16 protein-coding genes are annotated in these 15,641 nt (G+C 40.5%); 11 read left to right on the forward strand and 5 right to left on the reverse strand.

What is annotated here, in order from left to right; translation table 11 throughout:
* Positions 1 to 239: 239 nt before the first annotated feature.
* From chrA to A923_RS0101355, 4 genes are all read left to right on the forward strand, one after another.
* A complete protein-coding gene (chrA, locus tag A923_RS0101340) occupies positions 240 to 1,391 on the forward strand; it encodes a chromate efflux transporter (RefSeq protein WP_017219838.1) in 1,152 nt (383 codons plus the stop codon).
* An 89-nt stretch (positions 1,392 to 1,480) separates the two neighbouring features.
* Positions 1,481 to 2,377 carry a cobalamin-binding protein gene (locus A923_RS0101345; RefSeq protein ID WP_017219839.1) on the forward strand — a complete coding sequence of 299 codons (897 nt, stop codon included), beginning with the start codon at positions 1,481 to 1,483 and terminating at the stop codon, positions 2,375 to 2,377.
* A 16-nt stretch (positions 2,378 to 2,393) separates the two neighbouring features.
* Complete coding sequence (locus A923_RS0101350) at positions 2,394 to 2,834, forward strand: DUF5522 domain-containing protein (protein ID WP_237716152.1); 441 nt, start codon at positions 2,394 to 2,396, stop codon at positions 2,832 to 2,834.
* Between the two features lie 25 nt (positions 2,835 to 2,859).
* Positions 2,860 to 3,543: a Dph6-related ATP pyrophosphatase gene (locus A923_RS0101355; protein WP_017219841.1), complete on the forward strand. Its 684-nt coding sequence runs from the start codon at positions 2,860 to 2,862 to the stop codon at positions 3,541 to 3,543.
* 7 nt (positions 3,544 to 3,550) lie between these two features.
* Here A923_RS0101355 and A923_RS0101360 read toward each other — a convergent pair whose 3' ends face one another.
* Positions 3,551 to 3,832, reverse strand: coding sequence for a hypothetical protein (locus A923_RS0101360; RefSeq protein ID WP_017219842.1), 282 nt, complete (start codon positions 3,830 to 3,832; stop codon positions 3,551 to 3,553).
* 287 nt (positions 3,833 to 4,119) lie between these two features.
* Here A923_RS0101360 and A923_RS0101365 point away from each other — a divergent pair, with 287 nt between their 5' ends.
* Positions 4,120 to 5,679: a methyl-accepting chemotaxis protein gene (locus A923_RS0101365; protein ID WP_017219843.1), complete on the forward strand. Its 1,560-nt coding sequence runs from the start codon at positions 4,120 to 4,122 to the stop codon at positions 5,677 to 5,679.
* A 106-nt stretch (positions 5,680 to 5,785) separates the two neighbouring features.
* On the opposite strand, the gene A923_RS0101370 is transcribed toward A923_RS0101365, so the two are convergent.
* On the reverse strand, positions 5,786 to 6,181 hold the full coding sequence (locus A923_RS0101370; protein WP_017219844.1) for a DUF1090 domain-containing protein: 396 nt from the start codon (positions 6,179 to 6,181) through the stop codon (positions 5,786 to 5,788).
* 293 nt (positions 6,182 to 6,474) lie between these two features.
* Between A923_RS0101370 and A923_RS0101375 the strand changes: the two genes are divergently transcribed.
* From A923_RS0101375 to A923_RS0101385, 3 genes are all read left to right on the forward strand, one after another.
* Entirely contained in the window at positions 6,475 to 7,017 is a 543-nt protein-coding gene (locus A923_RS0101375; protein ID WP_017219845.1) for a DUF3332 family protein, read from the forward strand.
* 243 nt (positions 7,018 to 7,260) lie between these two features.
* The gene (locus tag A923_RS0101380) at positions 7,261 to 8,292 is read left to right on the forward strand and encodes a DUF1214 domain-containing protein (RefSeq protein ID WP_017219846.1); all 1,032 of its coding nucleotides are present in this window, start codon (positions 7,261 to 7,263) and stop codon (positions 8,290 to 8,292) included.
* A 147-nt stretch (positions 8,293 to 8,439) separates the two neighbouring features.
* Entirely contained in the window at positions 8,440 to 9,384 is a 945-nt protein-coding gene (locus A923_RS0101385; RefSeq protein ID WP_017219847.1) for a LysR family transcriptional regulator, read from the forward strand.
* 157 nt (positions 9,385 to 9,541) lie between these two features.
* Here A923_RS0101385 and A923_RS0101390 read toward each other — a convergent pair whose 3' ends face one another.
* Positions 9,542 to 10,594 carry an alkene reductase gene (locus A923_RS0101390; RefSeq protein ID WP_017219848.1) on the reverse strand — a complete coding sequence of 351 codons (1,053 nt, stop codon included), beginning with the start codon at positions 10,592 to 10,594 and terminating at the stop codon, positions 9,542 to 9,544.
* Positions 10,595 to 10,764: 170 nt separating this feature from the next.
* Here A923_RS0101390 and A923_RS0101395 point away from each other — a divergent pair, with 170 nt between their 5' ends.
* Entirely contained in the window at positions 10,765 to 11,346 is a 582-nt protein-coding gene (locus A923_RS0101395) for a TetR/AcrR family transcriptional regulator (protein WP_026006005.1), read from the forward strand.
* Positions 11,347 to 11,418: 72 nt separating this feature from the next.
* Positions 11,419 to 12,504, forward strand: coding sequence for an alcohol dehydrogenase family protein (locus tag A923_RS0101400; protein ID WP_017219850.1), 1,086 nt, complete (start codon positions 11,419 to 11,421; stop codon positions 12,502 to 12,504).
* 109 nt (positions 12,505 to 12,613) lie between these two features.
* Here A923_RS0101400 and A923_RS0101405 read toward each other — a convergent pair whose 3' ends face one another.
* Positions 12,614 to 13,903 (reverse strand): O-acetylhomoserine aminocarboxypropyltransferase/cysteine synthase family protein, encoded by a 1,290-nt coding sequence (locus A923_RS0101405; RefSeq protein WP_017219851.1) that lies wholly within the window; start codon positions 13,901 to 13,903, stop codon positions 12,614 to 12,616.
* Positions 13,904 to 14,181: 278 nt separating this feature from the next.
* On the opposite strand from A923_RS0101405, the gene A923_RS0101410 reads away from it, so the two are divergent.
* The gene (locus tag A923_RS0101410) at positions 14,182 to 14,361 is read left to right on the forward strand and encodes a DUF6435 family protein (RefSeq protein ID WP_017219852.1); all 180 of its coding nucleotides are present in this window, start codon (positions 14,182 to 14,184) and stop codon (positions 14,359 to 14,361) included.
* A 286-nt stretch (positions 14,362 to 14,647) separates the two neighbouring features.
* On the opposite strand, the gene A923_RS0101415 is transcribed toward A923_RS0101410, so the two are convergent.
* On the reverse strand, positions 14,648 to 15,517 hold the full coding sequence (locus A923_RS0101415; protein WP_017219853.1) for a LysR family transcriptional regulator: 870 nt from the start codon (positions 15,515 to 15,517) through the stop codon (positions 14,648 to 14,650).
* Positions 15,518 to 15,641 lie beyond the last annotated feature (124 nt).

The following is a 15,641-nucleotide window of genomic DNA, read 5'->3' on the forward strand; positions in this document are numbered from 1 at the left end:
TCATGTATACAGCGAGTCGATATGAGCGTAACCGTTTTGGTATATTGATCTGTTTCAGGCTCTTGATATAACGTTAATTATCTCACTATTAAGTTACTTGTTTTAAAAGAGACCAAGATAAGTGGTTTTTACGATATAACTTGCTGCAAACCTTAGCCTTTGTCATATAACTGTCACAAAACTGAAATACAATAGTGACGCGAAATTGGTATCGCATAACAGCTATAAAAGGCAAAGTAATGAAGCAAGTTTTAGAAGTATTTTGGCAGTTTTTTACATTGGGGTGGATCAGTTTTGGTGGCCCGGCTGCACATATCGGTTATTTCGAGAAAACATTCGTTCAAAAACTAAAATGGATAGATAGCGAAAGCTATGCAAGGTTAATTTCATTAAGCCAGTTTTTACCTGGACCAGGTTCAAGTCAGATCGGTTTTGCAATCGGTTTACGTCGCGCCGGTGTTATCGGTGGTTTCACTGCCTTTATCGCATTCACATTCCCTTCGGTGTTATTGCTGTATATTTTAGCAACGACCAACGCAACACAAGACGCAGCATGGTTAGTGAGTATTACCCATGGACTGAAATTGTTAGCGGTTGTGGTGGTTGCTGATGCAACCCTGAATATGTACAAAGGCTTTTGTAAAGAACGTACGACAGTGACAATTTGTGTTGTGACTGCGGCTGTTCTATTACTCGTGCCGAGTTTATTAACTCAAATGTTGGTGCTGGTTGTTGCGGCAATAGTGGGTATGCAACTTAAAAAACCAGCTGAAACGACGGCTGTTGCGATTGTAAAAGGTGGTGTGAATTACTTACCGCTCGTTATTTTCGCGGTGTTGTTTGCGGGTCTGCCGTTATTAACAAATTCACCGGCGTGGTTAACTATCTTTGCTGACTTCTTCCTGTCGGGTAGTTTAGTGTTTGGTGGCGGTCATGTGGTATTACCTATGTTGCAACAAGCATTAGGTGATGCGATTGATACTGACCGTTTCTTAATGGGTTATGCCGCAGCACAAGCGGTACCGGGTCCGATGTTCTCATTGTCTGCATTCTTAGGCGCTGATTTATTGGTTAACTCACCATTAATGGGGGCATTGATTGCCACTGTTGCTATCTTCTTACCGGGTTTTTTACTGGTATTAGGTTTCCATGGTGCGTGGGAGTCGTTAGCGGCTAAACCGAAAGTAGCTGGCGCAGTATGGGGCATTAATGCCGCGGTTGTTGGTTTGCTTATGTCTGCGCTTTACAGTCCGGTATTTACTTCTGCGATTGTTAATCCGATTGACATGGCGGCGGTGATTGTTGGTTTCTTTGCGCTTCGCACATTGAAATTACCGATTATGGCAGTGGTTGCTGGCTTTATCGCATTTGGTTATGTGATGGGGCTGTAATCGGCGCATTGCCGCTGAGGCATAAAGATACATAAATAAATATTAAGTTATATGAACAAAACCCAGTAATTAAAGGTAGCTATAACCCTATGATTACTGGGTTTTCACTTTGTTATAAACAAGATATACTGCCGCTATTAGAGCCAAGTGACGGATTAAATAAAATGAAGGACTACTACCCGAAACGGATTGTTTGCTTAACAGAAGAAACCACAGAAATGTTGTATATACTGGGCGAAGAGTCTCGTATCGCTGGTATTTCAGGTTTTACTGTTCGTCCTCCGCACGCGCGACAAGCGCATCCTAAAGTGTCTGCATTTACGTCAGCCAAGATAGATAAGATCCTCGATTTAAAACCTGACCTAGTGCTGGGCTTTTCTGACATCCAAGCGGATATCGCTGGTGCATTAATCAAGCAGGGTATTGCTGTGCATATCTTTAATCAGCGTTCTGTTGATGAAGTATTTAACATGATCATGATGTTAGCAAGTCTGGTTGGCGCGAGTGAAAAAGCCGCTATTTGGTTGGATGATATTGAAAGCAAGATAATGCGCATCAAGCTCAATGCCGCAAAATATAATAAACGTCCTAAAGTATATTTTGAATTGTGGAACGATCCATTAATGTCGGGCATTCAATGGGTGTCAGAACTGATTGAGATCGCAGGGGGAGACGAGTGTTTCCCTGAACTGGCCAAAGAGTCATTAGCGAAGAACCGCATTATTGCCGATCCCATTATCGTGGTCGATGCGAATCCTGACATCATCATTGGTTCATGGTGTGGACGTAAGTTTAAGCCTGAACAGGTTGCAGCCCGAGATGGGTGGGATGCGATCAGCGCAGTACAAAACAAGCAATTATTTGAAGTTAAATCAGCAAATATATTACAACCGGGTCCAGCTGCCTTAACTGACGGTTTAGATCAACTTGTTGCTATTATCGAAGCATGGCAACAGCAGTTCGCAAACGAAAATGAGCATGTATAACGTGGAAATTGAAAGTATGACGAAATCAGGCGTTGATGACAAAATTGTAAATATCGAAGAAAATGCAGAGCCAGTTTCATTGAACATCACTGCGCCAGTGGCGAAGCAATGTTCAGAATGCCAAGCCGAGTTTGGTTGTGGTGTGGCTGAAGCAAGCGAGCAGGGCGGCTGTTGGTGTCAAGATTTACCCGCGATCATGCCATTGGGCACTTTAAGTGATTGTTTGTGTAAAGCGTGTTTAGCCAAGGCTATTGGTGCTGAAATTATGACTCAGCTTAATGCTGCAGGTTCGCCTAAAGCGCGCCTTGCATTGGCTGAACCGTATCGTCATCAAACCGAGTTAGTCGAGAACATCGATTTTACTATCGAAAATGGCCGTTATGTTTTTAGCGAGTGGTATCATTTAAAGCGTGCGCGCTGTTGTGGTAATAATTGTCGTCATTGTGCTTATAAATAAGCGTGAAGTACTGGATACTTAAAATATGAAAAAGCAAAAAACATTAGTTTCATGGAGTACCGGCAAAGACGCGGCCTGGACGTGTCTGCAATTGGCGCAAGATCCAACCATCGAGATCGTCGGTATCTTTTGCTCGGTGAATGCGCAGTATCAACGTACCGCGGTTCACTCTGTGCGTATTGAGTTGTTACAGCGCCAAGCTGCTGCTATGAACTTACCCTTGGATATTATCGAAATTCCGTATCCGTGTAGCAACATTGAATATGAAGCGATAATGGATGCGTTTGTTGGACAGGCGAAACAGCGTGAGGTAGTGAACTTTGCGTATGGCGATCTGTTTTTAGCGGATATCAAAAACTACCGTGTTAATAATCTGGTTGGCACTGGTATTAACGCAATCTTCCCGCTGTGGAAGTTAGATACGCAACAGCTGGCCAATGATATGCTGGTTGGCGGTCAGAAAGCGATAGTGACTTGTGTCGATCCTCGCCGTTTATCTGCGGATTATGTTGGTAAAGTCTTTGATGAGGCTTTTATTGCCAGTCTACCTGAAGGCATCGATCCTTGTGGTGAGAATGGTGAGTTCCATACCTTTGTATTTGATAGTCCACTGTTTTCAGACGCTATTGATATTAAAACCGGCGAACTGAATAGTGAAGGTCACTATACTTGGATAGATTTGGAGTTAGCGTGTAGTAATGGATCGTAATCGACCGTTATAAAACGATGAAGCCTGCAGATTTTAACGTTTGTTTAATTATTTCTTCGACTATCTGCGGAGCTACGTTTTCACCGTCAAAGTAAATACTATCAACGTCAACATTATCAACGTCAGTAATGTCACTGAGCATCATGTCGAAGTGTTCTCTGTATACACCGCTTGAGTCCATTGCGAACTTGTGGAATGATGTTAGTTTTTCTTTTTTAGTATCATCGTTTTGTAATTTGCTTACATACGCCAAATTATTACTTTTGAAAATACTGATCACACATGCCATTTCAATAACTATCCCACAACGTTAAATATTTACGACTCTAAGGTGATTGTATCTGACTAAAAAGATATAAAATATTTCGTTTAGAATAAATCACAGTAATATGACATATTGTCATTACATTTATTCATGATTTTGTATTTATTAGCGAATAATAACATCGCAGATCTTAAATTGAACTCTAATGTCTTTTCGGATACGGGTGTGAAAGTTATACTATTTTTAATTAATTAATTAATTCCTTCCTTCATTAGTTAAAGGGATTATTAACAACATCAGGGACGTAAATAATGAAAAAAATCATACTAATAGTCGTATTCGCAATGTTTGTGATTGCTGCTATAACGAGCATAGTGTCAACTTCATATATTTCTCATAAAGAAATAGATAAAATCATTCTAAAAAAATCTCAAGAACAAGCTTCTTTACTTGCTACAAATGTTGAATATGTGCTCGAGAAATCATCACAACCTATTATCGATCTACAAGAATTAGTTACCGCTCTGAAAGTGCGTCCAGATATTTCCTATGCGATTGTTATTAATAAAGATGTTAAAGCGATTGCGCACAGTGATAAAGAAAAAATCAATAAAGTTTATGATGACAGTTATAGCGTAGCAGGCGCAAGCCAAGGTGTTTCACAACATTCAAAATGGTATGCCGATATACAAAAAGTATGGGTTTACGACATTATGTCGCCGATCTATGTTAATGGTGAGCTATACGGTACTGTCGATATTGGTATTCCGATTACTGAAGTAAGTGAAGCGGCATCAGATATTCTCATCACTCAGTTAATTGCCATCTCAGGTATATTCCTTATTTGTATATGTGTGCTTATTTGGTTAATGGATCGTCTTTTCAAACCGCTTTCAAGCCTACAGCTGGCGTTGGAAGATATATCTAAAGGTGATGGCGATTTAACCGTAAGACTGCCGATAAAAGGGGATGATGAAATTGCTCATATCTCTAAAGCTTTTAATGCCTTTGCTGGAAACATTAATGAAATTATCACGCAGGTAGTTAAAACTGGCTTGGAGTTAGGTCATTCAGCAACAGACGTTAGAAACCAAGCATTACGGTCTTTATCTCGAGGTGAAATGCAAAGTGAACAATCTTTATTGGTTGTCACCTCGATGAATGAAATGATCGCAACCATCAATGAGATATCTTCCAATGCATCGGGCGCAGCTGACGCGGCCAAAAATGTGAATGATGAAACTCAGGAGGGTAATAATGTATTACAAGAGGCTGCTGGCACAATCCGTAACCTATCTGAAGAAATAAACAGTACCTCTCTCGTTATCACTTCTTTAGCTGAAAGAACGCAATCGATAGGCTCGATACTGGAAGTGATTAATGGTATTTCAGAACAAACTAATCTGCTTGCTTTAAATGCGGCCATTGAAGCTGCCCGTGCTGGTGAAGCTGGAAGAGGTTTTGCAGTTGTCGCTGATGAAGTGAGAAATTTGGCGACTAAAACCGCTCAATCTACAGGTGAAATTCAGAATATGATTGATCAACTGCAGCGTGAATCAAAAAGCGCAGTGGACGCGATGAGTTGTAGTAAGTCTTTAACGGTTGAAGGTTCAAAGGCTACCGAAGAAGCGCAAGAAGCACTGACTAGAATATCGAATCAAGTTATCGCTATTCTTGATTTGAATACGCAAGTTGCGACGGCGACCGAAGAGCAGTCTAGTGTCTCTAATGAAATTAATATAAATATGGATACTGTGAATCATTCAATCGTCGAAGGCGCTGCGGCAAGTAAGGAACTCGAAGTCACGAGTCGAAATTTAACCGAACTTGCATACACTTTGGATCAACACGTGGGTTCTTTTAAAATATAGCTTTAGTGATGAACTGACATGGAATTGATATTGAGTTGACATTAGAGGTGCCCTAAATTGATTGAGGGCACCTTGTTAGACATTAAAATAGCTATTCTACTCTGTTCTAATTTAAGTCAGCTAATTCAAGTTTAAGCATCGATATTTTTTCATTTTTTTGTTCTATTTTACGTTGATATTTGTCAACTTTATCCATTTTATTGTCTGATTTTGCTTCGTTGAGATCTGATTGATAGTCTTCAATATCTTCCATCGCATCATCTATTTTATCTTGTATATCATCACGTAAACCGTCAATAGTGCAATATTCAGTAGTATATTTTAACGCTTTATTTAATCCATCAATCTTATATTGGTTGTTATCAGATTTAGCCATCGACAATTGGTTATTGATTTCACAAATCTTTTTATCACATGCTTTTAACGCACTGCAATCAGAGGCTAATGCATTGGTGGATATACCGAGTAGTACACAGAGCGTAAGTTTAAAGCTAGTTTTCATAAAATATCTCTCTCAATTATTATGTGCCGAGTTTATCAAGGTCAAATGAACTGAACATGAATAATAGCCATTCTCACGCTAAGATTAAGGATGTCGCGTTGTAGATGGCTGGTAAGCGTATGTTTTTAGATAAATAACAGTCATAAGCCTTTAGTTATTGCACTTTAGTCATTAGTTATTGCCCTTTTAGCTAAAGTGTACATAAATATAAGAGTCCTTTGAAAATATTTAGCATTAATTTATAGCATGAAATACTTGGATTTATAGCAATCGTTAATTATTAGGGAATGATAATGCATAACAAATATAAAAAAATCATCATCGCGACGGCTGTGGCTTCCGCTCTTACCGGTATCACTGGTTGCGTCGGCAGTAACGCGGTAACAGCGAAGGTAATGCAATTTAATGTCGAAGTAGTTGATAATCGCTATGCTCGAGGCGGTTTGAATATCTTAATGGCCCCTGTTTATGGGATTTCGGTCGCAGTTGATTACTTGATCTTTAATTCACTTGGATTCTGGACTGGTACAAACCCACTTAATGGTAAACCACACATATTTGATACTAAAGTAGATGCTACATTTAAAATAAATGACGACTTAGACCCATCATTGAAAGAAGCGCCAATCAAACCAATTGCTAATCTACGTATTATTGAAACTGGCGTGATGACGCAAGTGGACGATAATACTTTAAAGATGGATATCACCTACAGTAATGGTGATAAAGCGGTATTAACAGGCGTTAAACAAGGGCAGTTAGTGACGTATTATATCGACGGTGTTGTTGTTAGCGAAACATCGATGGAACAATTACAAGCGTTTACAACGTCATAAACTTATCTTCACGTTCCATTATCCATATTGCCGATGTAACTGTCGGCTTTTCTATGTTCTATTTTCTTCTTCTTTTTCTTATAAAGCAAAAATTATAATGTCGAACGAGACATATTTAACACTGTATTACCCAACTAGTGCATATCATGATATTAATATAAGTCATTGGATGGATAATGTGGTTTGGAATAAAGTGGTTGGCATACCAGTTCAGGTTTAACCATTCATTATATGAGAGCTAATATGAAATCAATACTAACTAAAATTACACTCAGTATTTTAATTGCTTCACCAGTAATGGTAAATGCTAATCCGCAAACGTTAATGCCTATAACAGAAGCAAACTATCCAACAGCCGAAACCCATCGCCAAATGGTGATAGCGCAAGACAATGCTGGTGGCATTAACCAATTTCAACATAGAAATATGCTGACGCCGACCGACAATCAACCAGTGGTGCGGATGAACCGCGATACTTATTATTCAATGGCAGTTGTTAATGTATCTAAAGGTGCGACATATACTATCCCTGCAATACCGGAAGGTATGTATGTTTCGGTGCAACCAGTAACCGAAGATCACAGAATACAAGCGATGACATATGGCGCTGGTACGTTCGAAGTCACAACACACAAAGGTGACTATGTATATTTGGTGGTCCGCCTCGATTCACGTCTAAATAAAGCGCAAGTTACAGCTATTCAAAATGAGATGAAAATAGACGCGGGTTCATCTGTGCCTTTTACTGCGGATACGTTTGATTTCGACGCAATTGAAACTGTTGAGAATGCGTTAAAAGCGAAAATGCCAACGATTAATACACGGGATGGTGCTACTGCGTTATACGGTATGTTTACCGATCCAACAGATAGTAGCAGTGCTGATTTTACAGAAGAAAAATATCAAGTTGGTGCCGCGATAGGTTGGGGTGGTGCGCAGACAAAAGACAACGTATATGAAGTATCAGGAAATTACCCTGCGGACACTTGTTACACGGCTAACTTTGATGATCCAAAGAATAAAGCATTTTGGTCTATCACTGTTTATGACAAAGCAGGCTTTATGTTTAATGACATCGCCAATGTGAATTCACACACAGCCACACAAAACACAGACGGCAGTTACACTGTTTCATTTGGTTGTGGTGAAAAAGCGATAAATAATATCGAAACTGCGAATGAATCCGGCGTTTTCAACCTGGGTGTTCGTCATTATATGCCAAGTGATAAAGTACGTTCTGGTGAGCTGCGTGTACTCCCTACTGTGACAAAATAATCCTAATTTAGTAAGTCGGATATATGCCATGTTAGTGTTAGATAAATATTAATATGGCAATGATTTACAGCGTAGTTCATGCAGTTAGAAGTGGGTCACACTTGTAATCAAACCCTGAAATGAAAAATATGAAATGAAAAACAGACTATGAAAAACAGTATCGAGTTTGAATTATCGAGAATTGATCTTAACTTAATAGTGTCTCTTAATGTGTTATTAAAGGAGCGTAATGTTTCACGCGCAGCAGAGCAAATGTGTGTTTCCCAATCGGCGATGAGCCGCACACTTGCTAAGCTTCGCGACATGTTTGATGACGAACTATTTATAAGAACATCTAACGGTATTTCTCCCACACCCAAAGCATCTGAATTAGAACTGCTTATTGCGCCACTTTTAAATGATCTCCACCGTTTATTAATACCTAAAGAATTTGATCCTTTTGAATGTGACGCTCAGTTCAACTTGTCAGTGCCTACTTATATCTCATCTTTTTTAATGCCACGCTTAATCGGTGAGGTAATGAAGGTTGCACCGACGGTCTCGGTAACAGAAGCGAATGTAAAGTCGAACCCATTCCCACTGCTTGATGCTGGCGAGCTTGATTTTGCGATGCATTATGCGCGCGAGAGCCATCCCAAATATTTCTCTGAACATCTTGGCCATATTTATCCGATCGTGTATGCGCGTAAAGAGCATCCGCTTTTTGATGGTGACGTAACAACAATGGCATCGCTGTTGTCGTATCCTTTTATAAGTATGAATGTAGAAGAGAGCCAGACTAATGCTTTCACTTCTCCAATTCACAAATTACTCGAGTTGTCGCAAAGGTTTAAAAAGCCAGTATTGAGAAGTAGCCAAACGCAAATATTACTCGACGTAGCGGGTTCTTCAGATGCCTTACTGTTTGGATCTAATCTTCATGTTGATTATTTTCAATCTTCGTCGCAGTTGCTCCCTATATATTCATTTGAAAATGAAGTTGAATATCATGTTGATTTGTTTTTAATTCAGCATGAAAGAAATAGAAATAATAGTGCCCACAAATGGTTTAAAAGCTTGATGTTAAATCAGTTAAGAGCGCTGTTAAGCTAATTTTTTGGATGATGCGTTGATACAAAAGTTATATCAAGAAGAGGGTGACACTACGACTCCCGGTATTGGATGTAACAAAAAGGGCTAGCACAATGCTAACCCTATTTTTTATCGCTGTTGACGACCAATACTATGTAATGATGAAACGAGTTAATCGTTAAACTAGACTCGTCAACATCTCATCTGAATATTCAACTAAGTCTTTACCATCTCGAACACGTTCAACATAATCAGGATTGGCAATAAATGGTCGGCCAATCGCCAGCAAATCAAATTTATCATCGGCAATGGCTTGGCTCCCGGCTTCAGCGGTAAAGCTACCCACACCGACCAAGGTTTTGTTATAAATACTGCGTACATAACTTGAAGCGCGACCACCTAAATAATCAAACTCCATCGCATCATCGAAAACACCAATATGTAGGAACGCTAAATCACGTTTTTCTAGTGCTGGGATTAGATAATCGAATACATCACGGTCGCGGCTATCACCAGCCATATTGAAGTATGCACCCGGTGATACACGTAGTGCTGTTCTTTCATTGCCGATGCGCTCAACAATGGCATCAACAACTTCGAGCGCGAAACGTGACATGTTTTCTGGCGTCTGACCATATTCGTCACTGCGGTGGTTACTGTCATGATGTAAGAATTGGTCAATTAAATAACCGTTAGCACCGTGAATTTCAACACCATCAAAACCGGCGTCAATTGCGTTAGCCGCAGCTTGAGAATAATCACTGACTAACTGAGCAATCTCTTCAACTGATGCCGCTTTTGGTGTTTGATAAGTTAGCTCGCGCATTCTTGGTACTGTACCTTCAACACCCACAGCAGAAGGTGCGATTACATCTGGATTCCCCGTTGCTTGATAAAAATGTGGATGTGCAACACGACCAGTGTGCCAAAGTTGCGCAAAAATTTTACCACCGTTTTGATGTACGGCGTCAGTGACTGTTTTCCAACCGTCAATTTGTGCCGGTGTAAATATACCTGGGGTGTTAGGGATACCTTGACCATCAGGACGTATAGTCACTGCTTCTGAAATGATTAAACCCGCTTCACCTCGACGACCATAGTAGTCAGCCATTGCTTGAGTTGGTACTAATTCATCATCAGCCATACAACGAGTCAGAGGTGCCATGAGAATGCGATTTTTTAAAGATAAAGTCTTATTAAGTACATAAGTTTGAAATAAGTTAGCTGTCATAGCGCTCTCTGCTTAATGGTATGAAGATGTTGAATGAGCGTTCAAGATATGCTTATTTGAATGATCATTCAAGAACTATTTTGAATAAACGTTCAAAATTGATTACAATGGACTTCAGTTACACTATCTGACTCAGATATACAGAGTCCTAACAAGAGTTATTATTAGCCATGCGAATTGCAGAATTTGATAGAGAGAAAGTACTGAGATCTGCTATGACCTCTTTTATGGATAAAGGTTACGGCAAGACCAGCATGCAAGATCTGAAACGGGCCACTGGTTTACACCCTGGGTCTATCTATTGTGCATTCGAAAATAAACGTGGCCTGCTATTAGCCGCATTAGGCCAGTACCGTGAGGATAGAAATACTGAGTTCACGGGGATATTTTCGGGTCAGAGACCAGTACTTGTTGAGCTTAAAGCCTACCTGGATAATATCGTTTTAGAATGCCAGAGCTGTGATGTCTCGCGGTCTTGTTTGCTAACTAAGGCGCTGAATGAAGTTGCTGAACAAGATGAAGAAGTGCGTGGCATTATCACGCTTTACCTCGCTAACTGGCAGCAAGCCATTACCCAAGTTTTACAAAATGCGATTGATCAAAAGGAAATCACCAGTGATCGAAACGCTGATGTACGTGCGCATTACCTGATGATGGGAATATATGGTTTAAGAACGTTTGCGCATACTCATCCTGAAGGTAATACCATAAAGCAGCTCGCCGAACAGCTTTATGAGGATGTATGTCGTTAGCTGAATTCCACCATGCAACGCGTTTCAGCCCTAACAAGTCACATGGATAAGAATTTAAAGGATTTAATAAACATGACTCACAGTGCAATGAAAGCTATCGTTACAACGGGTAACGGTAGTTATGACAAACTCATTTACCAAGATGTACCGATGCCAGTTGTGGAGCAAGGCGAAGTATTGATTAAAGTCCTCGCTGCAGGCGTAAACAACACCGAGATTAATACTAGACTAGGGTGGTATTCTTCATCTGTTACCGAGTCCACTAATACCACATCGGATTTAAACGCAGAACCTGAGCTACAAGATGCCGACGGTGGGTGGAACAAACATACCCCTTTTCCGCTTATCCAAGGAACCGATTGTTGTGGACTCGTCGTTAGTGTTGCTAACGATGTTGACAGTAATCTTGTTGGTAAGCGTGTGCTGATCCGACCCTGTATTCGTGAAAACGGTTTTGACACTTTAGACAACGTCTGGATGGGATCTGATTTTAATGGCGCATTCGCTCAATACGTGAAAATTCAAGCGAGCGAAGTATTCCCAATAACATCTGATTGGTCGGATGCCGAACTTGGCACTATCCCATGTGCTTATGGCACGTCAGAGAATATGTTGCATAGAGCCGAGCTTAAGGCGGGTGAAACTGCGTTGATAACGGGCGCTTCTGGAGGCGTTGGTTCAGCTACTGTGCAACTTGCTAAGCGTAGAAATGCCAAGGTTATCGCCATTGCTGGCGAGAATAAACACAGTAAAGTATCACAATTGGGTGCCGATGTATTATTCGGCAGAGCCGATGATCTATTAGCAGAACTCGGTGAGCAATCTGTCGATGTTATCGTGGATAACGTGGCAGGTGCTGGTTTTCCTACAATGCTGAAATTGTTAAAACGTGGTGGGCGGTTTGTGTCATCCGGTGCGATTGCAGGACCTATTGTAGAGTTGGATATGCGTGATATGTACTTAAAAGATATTACATTAATAGGGACTACCGCTTGGGCTGAACCAGTGTTCAAAAATCTTGTAAACTACATCGAACAGCAAGAAATCCAGCCTGTTTTAGCAAAGTCTTTCCCACTCAGTGCCATTGTGGAAGCGCAAGAGGAGTTTCTGAAGAAGGTCCATGTTGGTAAATTTGTACTCATTCCGCCACAAGACTAAAACTGAACTGCTTTAGCCTCGGCACGCAAACAGTGTGCGAGTTAAGTCATACATTCGTAAAAAGCCGCCATTCGTGACGGCTTTTTACGTTTCCTTCCTTAAGTTGCTATTAACCGACTTGTTCTAATGCTTGGCTCACATCAGCAATAATATCGTCTATATGTTCAATACCTACCGAAATACGGATTAGGTCTTCTGACACTCCTGCTTTGGCTAATTCTGCAGTATCAAGCTGTCTGTGCGTGGTTGACGCCGGGTGGCAAGCTAATGATTTCGCATCACCAATATTAACTAATCGCAAAATCATTTGCAGCGCATCAATGAAATGTCCGCCGGCTTCTTTACCGCCGCCCGCTAATGCTGATTTAATACCAAAACTGATAATACCGGACGCTTTACCACCGGTGATCTTATGGCAGTTATCTTGGTAAGGGCTATTCTCGAGAGCCGCATAATTCACCCAATTTACTTTCGGGTGCTGCTCAAGATATTTAGCTAAGGTTAATGCGTTACTGCAGTGGCGTTCCATTCTAAGCGCCAGTGTTTCGAGTCCTTGCATTAACAAAAATGCACTTTGTGGGGCAAGCGCTGCGCCGGTATTACGCAGTGGACCGACACGACAGCGACCAATAAAGGCGGCTGGACCAAATGCCTCGGTATAAACCACACCATGGTAAGACACATCAGGTTCATTGAGTAATGCGAAACGCTTAGGCTGTGCAGCCCAATCAAATTTACCTGAATCAATAATCACGCCGCCAATCGTTGTACCGTGGCCACCGATATATTTGGTTAAAGAGTGGATCACAACGTCGGCACCATGTTCAAACGGTCGGCATAACACTGGTGTCGCGACTGTATTATCAACCATTAAGGGTACGCCATGCTTATGCGCAATTTCTGCCAATCGCTGCAAGTCGACAATATTGCCGGCAGGGTTACCAATTGATTCACAAAATAGCGCTTTGGTATTCTCATCCATAAGTGCTTCCAAGCCTGCAAAATCGTCAAATGCCGCCATGCGAACATCAACACCTTGACGCGGTAACGTGTGGGCAAATAAATTATATGTGCCACCGTAAAGTTGGCTGGTACTAACAATGTTATCGCCCACTTGTGTTAGCGCTTGAATAGCATAAGTAATTGCCGCCATACCGGATGCCACGGCTAATGCACCAATACCACCTTCGATCGCGGCTAAGCGTTGTTCTAATACATCGGTAGTAGGATTCATAATACGAGTATAAATATTGCCAGGCACTTTTAAATCAAACAAATCAGCACCATGCTGGGTATTATCGAAAGTATATGAGGTTGTTTGATAAATAGGTACAGCAGCTGCTTTCGTCGTTGCTTCAGATTCATATCCGTGATGAAGTGCCAATGATTCAAGTTTCATATCGATTAATCCTAATTCCTTTTGAATGAAATATAAACATATCAAACGGCCATCTAAATGTCTAAAACTATTTTGACAACTGTGCAACTCTCGTCGCAGCTGTGTGATTCTTTTCACATATACAAAGGTTTAGTACAGAAAAGTAATTGGTCATTGGCAAGGTTTTACAAAGGAGATCAGGGGGGGCTTGTCATTTAAAATGACTTAACGTGTAAATAAATGAAACTAAAATCCATTTTCATACGTATAGGTTAAGTAACCAACTGAGGAGTACGACCATGTTTTCAATATTTAAACGAGATCCAGTCAAAAAACTAACTAAACTCTATAGCGCTAAACTTGAACAAGCGATGTATGCACAGCGGAATGGCGATATTAGAGCATATTCAATGCTCACTGTTGAGGCTGAAAAAATAGGTATTGAAATCGATGCGTTAAAAAGTTCAGCAACAACATAATACTCAAACTTAAAGTTCAGTAAAAGTCGTTATAGCACGATGAAGCCAGTGGATCTTAGCGTCTGTTTAATGATTTCTTTGGCTGTCTGAGGTTGTACGTTATACCGATAAAAGTAAACAGTTTCAACATCAACTGTATCATCTAGCATCGTATCGAAGTGTTCTCTAAGTACACCGCTTGAGGCTCTTGCAAACTTATAGAACGATACTAGTTTTTCTTGTTTAGTATCGTTATTTTGTACCTTGCTTACATATGAGAAGTTGGCAAATTGTAGTGTTTAATAGACTACAATTTTAAACGCCACAAGATCCTAATTTCTTGCATTAATGTACTTATTACTGGCTCATGAGATCTATTTTTAGCAATAACAAAATGGAGTGTAGCTGGAAAGTCGAGAGCTGATATTATTTGAACTTTGTTGTCTCTTTCAGCCCGAAGTGCCTCCTCTATTTCTAGAAAACTAAGCCCCAGACCACTTTTAACTAACGCTAGTCGAGTACCGTCATCACTGGTTTTCAATACCGATGGAATGTCATCTCCAAGTATCCCTTTTAAGAAATTATCAAAAGGACAATAGTCGCCCATCATTATCCACGGATGAATACTAAGGTCTGCTTGAGTCAATATTTTACTACAATCAAATGCCATTGGTGCCACTGTCGTTATCTGTTGGTCCATAACGGCTACACCGATAAAGTCATCGGGAATATCACCAAAAATATAACCCCCATCTAATTGATGTTCTCTAATTTCATTAATGGTTTTTCCGGTTGATTGTTGCTGAATATCCAAGCTGATACCCGGACAGTTCTCTTGTAAATTGCCGATTAATTCCGCCAGTTTAATTTGCTTGGCGGTTAAGTTAATTCCTAAGTGAAATGTCCCTATTATTTCATGTTGGTTATGCGCGGCCAGATTCACTAAATCCACAGCGCTATCTAGTGTGGCTTGTGCTTTTACTAATAATAACTGGCCTTTATCGGTTAAGGACATACCTTTACTGGAACGGATGAATAAAGGCGTGGAGAGTTCTTCTTCCAGCGTTTTAATGTGCGCACTTATCGCTGGTGGTGTTGTATATAAACGTTTTGCTGCTTGCGTTAAATTGCCTGTTTGAGCAACTGCGACGAAAGAACGTAAGTGATAAAATTCCAATGTAAATCCCCTTAAATCAGTCCAATTGAGTTTTGAGCAGCATTGTTAGTCAGTATAAGGTAAATATACTACCAGCTTCTGGATCCAAGTAACCATTTCATCCTTCATTTATGTTGAACACTGA

The organism is Moritella dasanensis ArB 0140 (genome assembly GCF_000276805.1).
Lineage (GTDB): Bacteria > Pseudomonadota > Gammaproteobacteria > Enterobacterales > Moritellaceae > Moritella > Moritella dasanensis.

Bases quoted from the DNA above. Each gene is read 5' to 3' on its own strand.
- A923_RS0101370 (WP_017219844.1), bottom strand. From the start codon at position 6,181: ATGAAAACTAGCTTTAAACTTACGCTCTGTGTACTACTCGGTATATCC.
- A923_RS0101350 (WP_237716152.1), top strand. From the start codon at position 2,394: ATGACGAAATCAGGCGTTGATGACAAAATTGTAAATATCGAAGAAAAT.
- A923_RS0101405 (WP_017219851.1), bottom strand. From the start codon at position 13,903: ATGAAACTTGAATCATTGGCACTTCATCACGGATATGAATCTGAAGCA.
- A923_RS0101400 (WP_017219850.1), top strand. From the start codon at position 11,419: ATGACTCACAGTGCAATGAAAGCTATCGTTACAACGGGTAACGGTAGT.
- A923_RS0101360 (WP_017219842.1), bottom strand. From the start codon at position 3,832: ATGGCATGTGTGATCAGTATTTTCAAAAGTAATAATTTGGCGTATGTA.
- A923_RS0101410 (WP_017219852.1), top strand. From the start codon at position 14,182: ATGTTTTCAATATTTAAACGAGATCCAGTCAAAAAACTAACTAAACTC.
- A923_RS0101385 (WP_017219847.1), top strand. From the start codon at position 8,440: ATGAAAAACAGTATCGAGTTTGAATTATCGAGAATTGATCTTAACTTA.
- A923_RS0101365 (WP_017219843.1), top strand. From the start codon at position 4,120: ATGAAAAAAATCATACTAATAGTCGTATTCGCAATGTTTGTGATTGCT.
- chrA (WP_017219838.1), top strand. From the start codon at position 240: ATGAAGCAAGTTTTAGAAGTATTTTGGCAGTTTTTTACATTGGGGTGG.
- A923_RS0101380 (WP_017219846.1), top strand. From the start codon at position 7,261: ATGAAATCAATACTAACTAAAATTACACTCAGTATTTTAATTGCTTCA.
- A923_RS0101355 (WP_017219841.1), top strand. From the start codon at position 2,860: ATGAAAAAGCAAAAAACATTAGTTTCATGGAGTACCGGCAAAGACGCG.
- A923_RS0101390 (WP_017219848.1), bottom strand. From the start codon at position 10,594: ATGACAGCTAACTTATTTCAAACTTATGTACTTAATAAGACTTTATCT.
- A923_RS0101345 (WP_017219839.1), top strand. From the start codon at position 1,481: ATGATTACTGGGTTTTCACTTTGTTATAAACAAGATATACTGCCGCTA.
- A923_RS0101375 (WP_017219845.1), top strand. From the start codon at position 6,475: ATGCATAACAAATATAAAAAAATCATCATCGCGACGGCTGTGGCTTCC.
- A923_RS0101395 (WP_026006005.1), top strand. From the start codon at position 10,765: ATGCGAATTGCAGAATTTGATAGAGAGAAAGTACTGAGATCTGCTATG.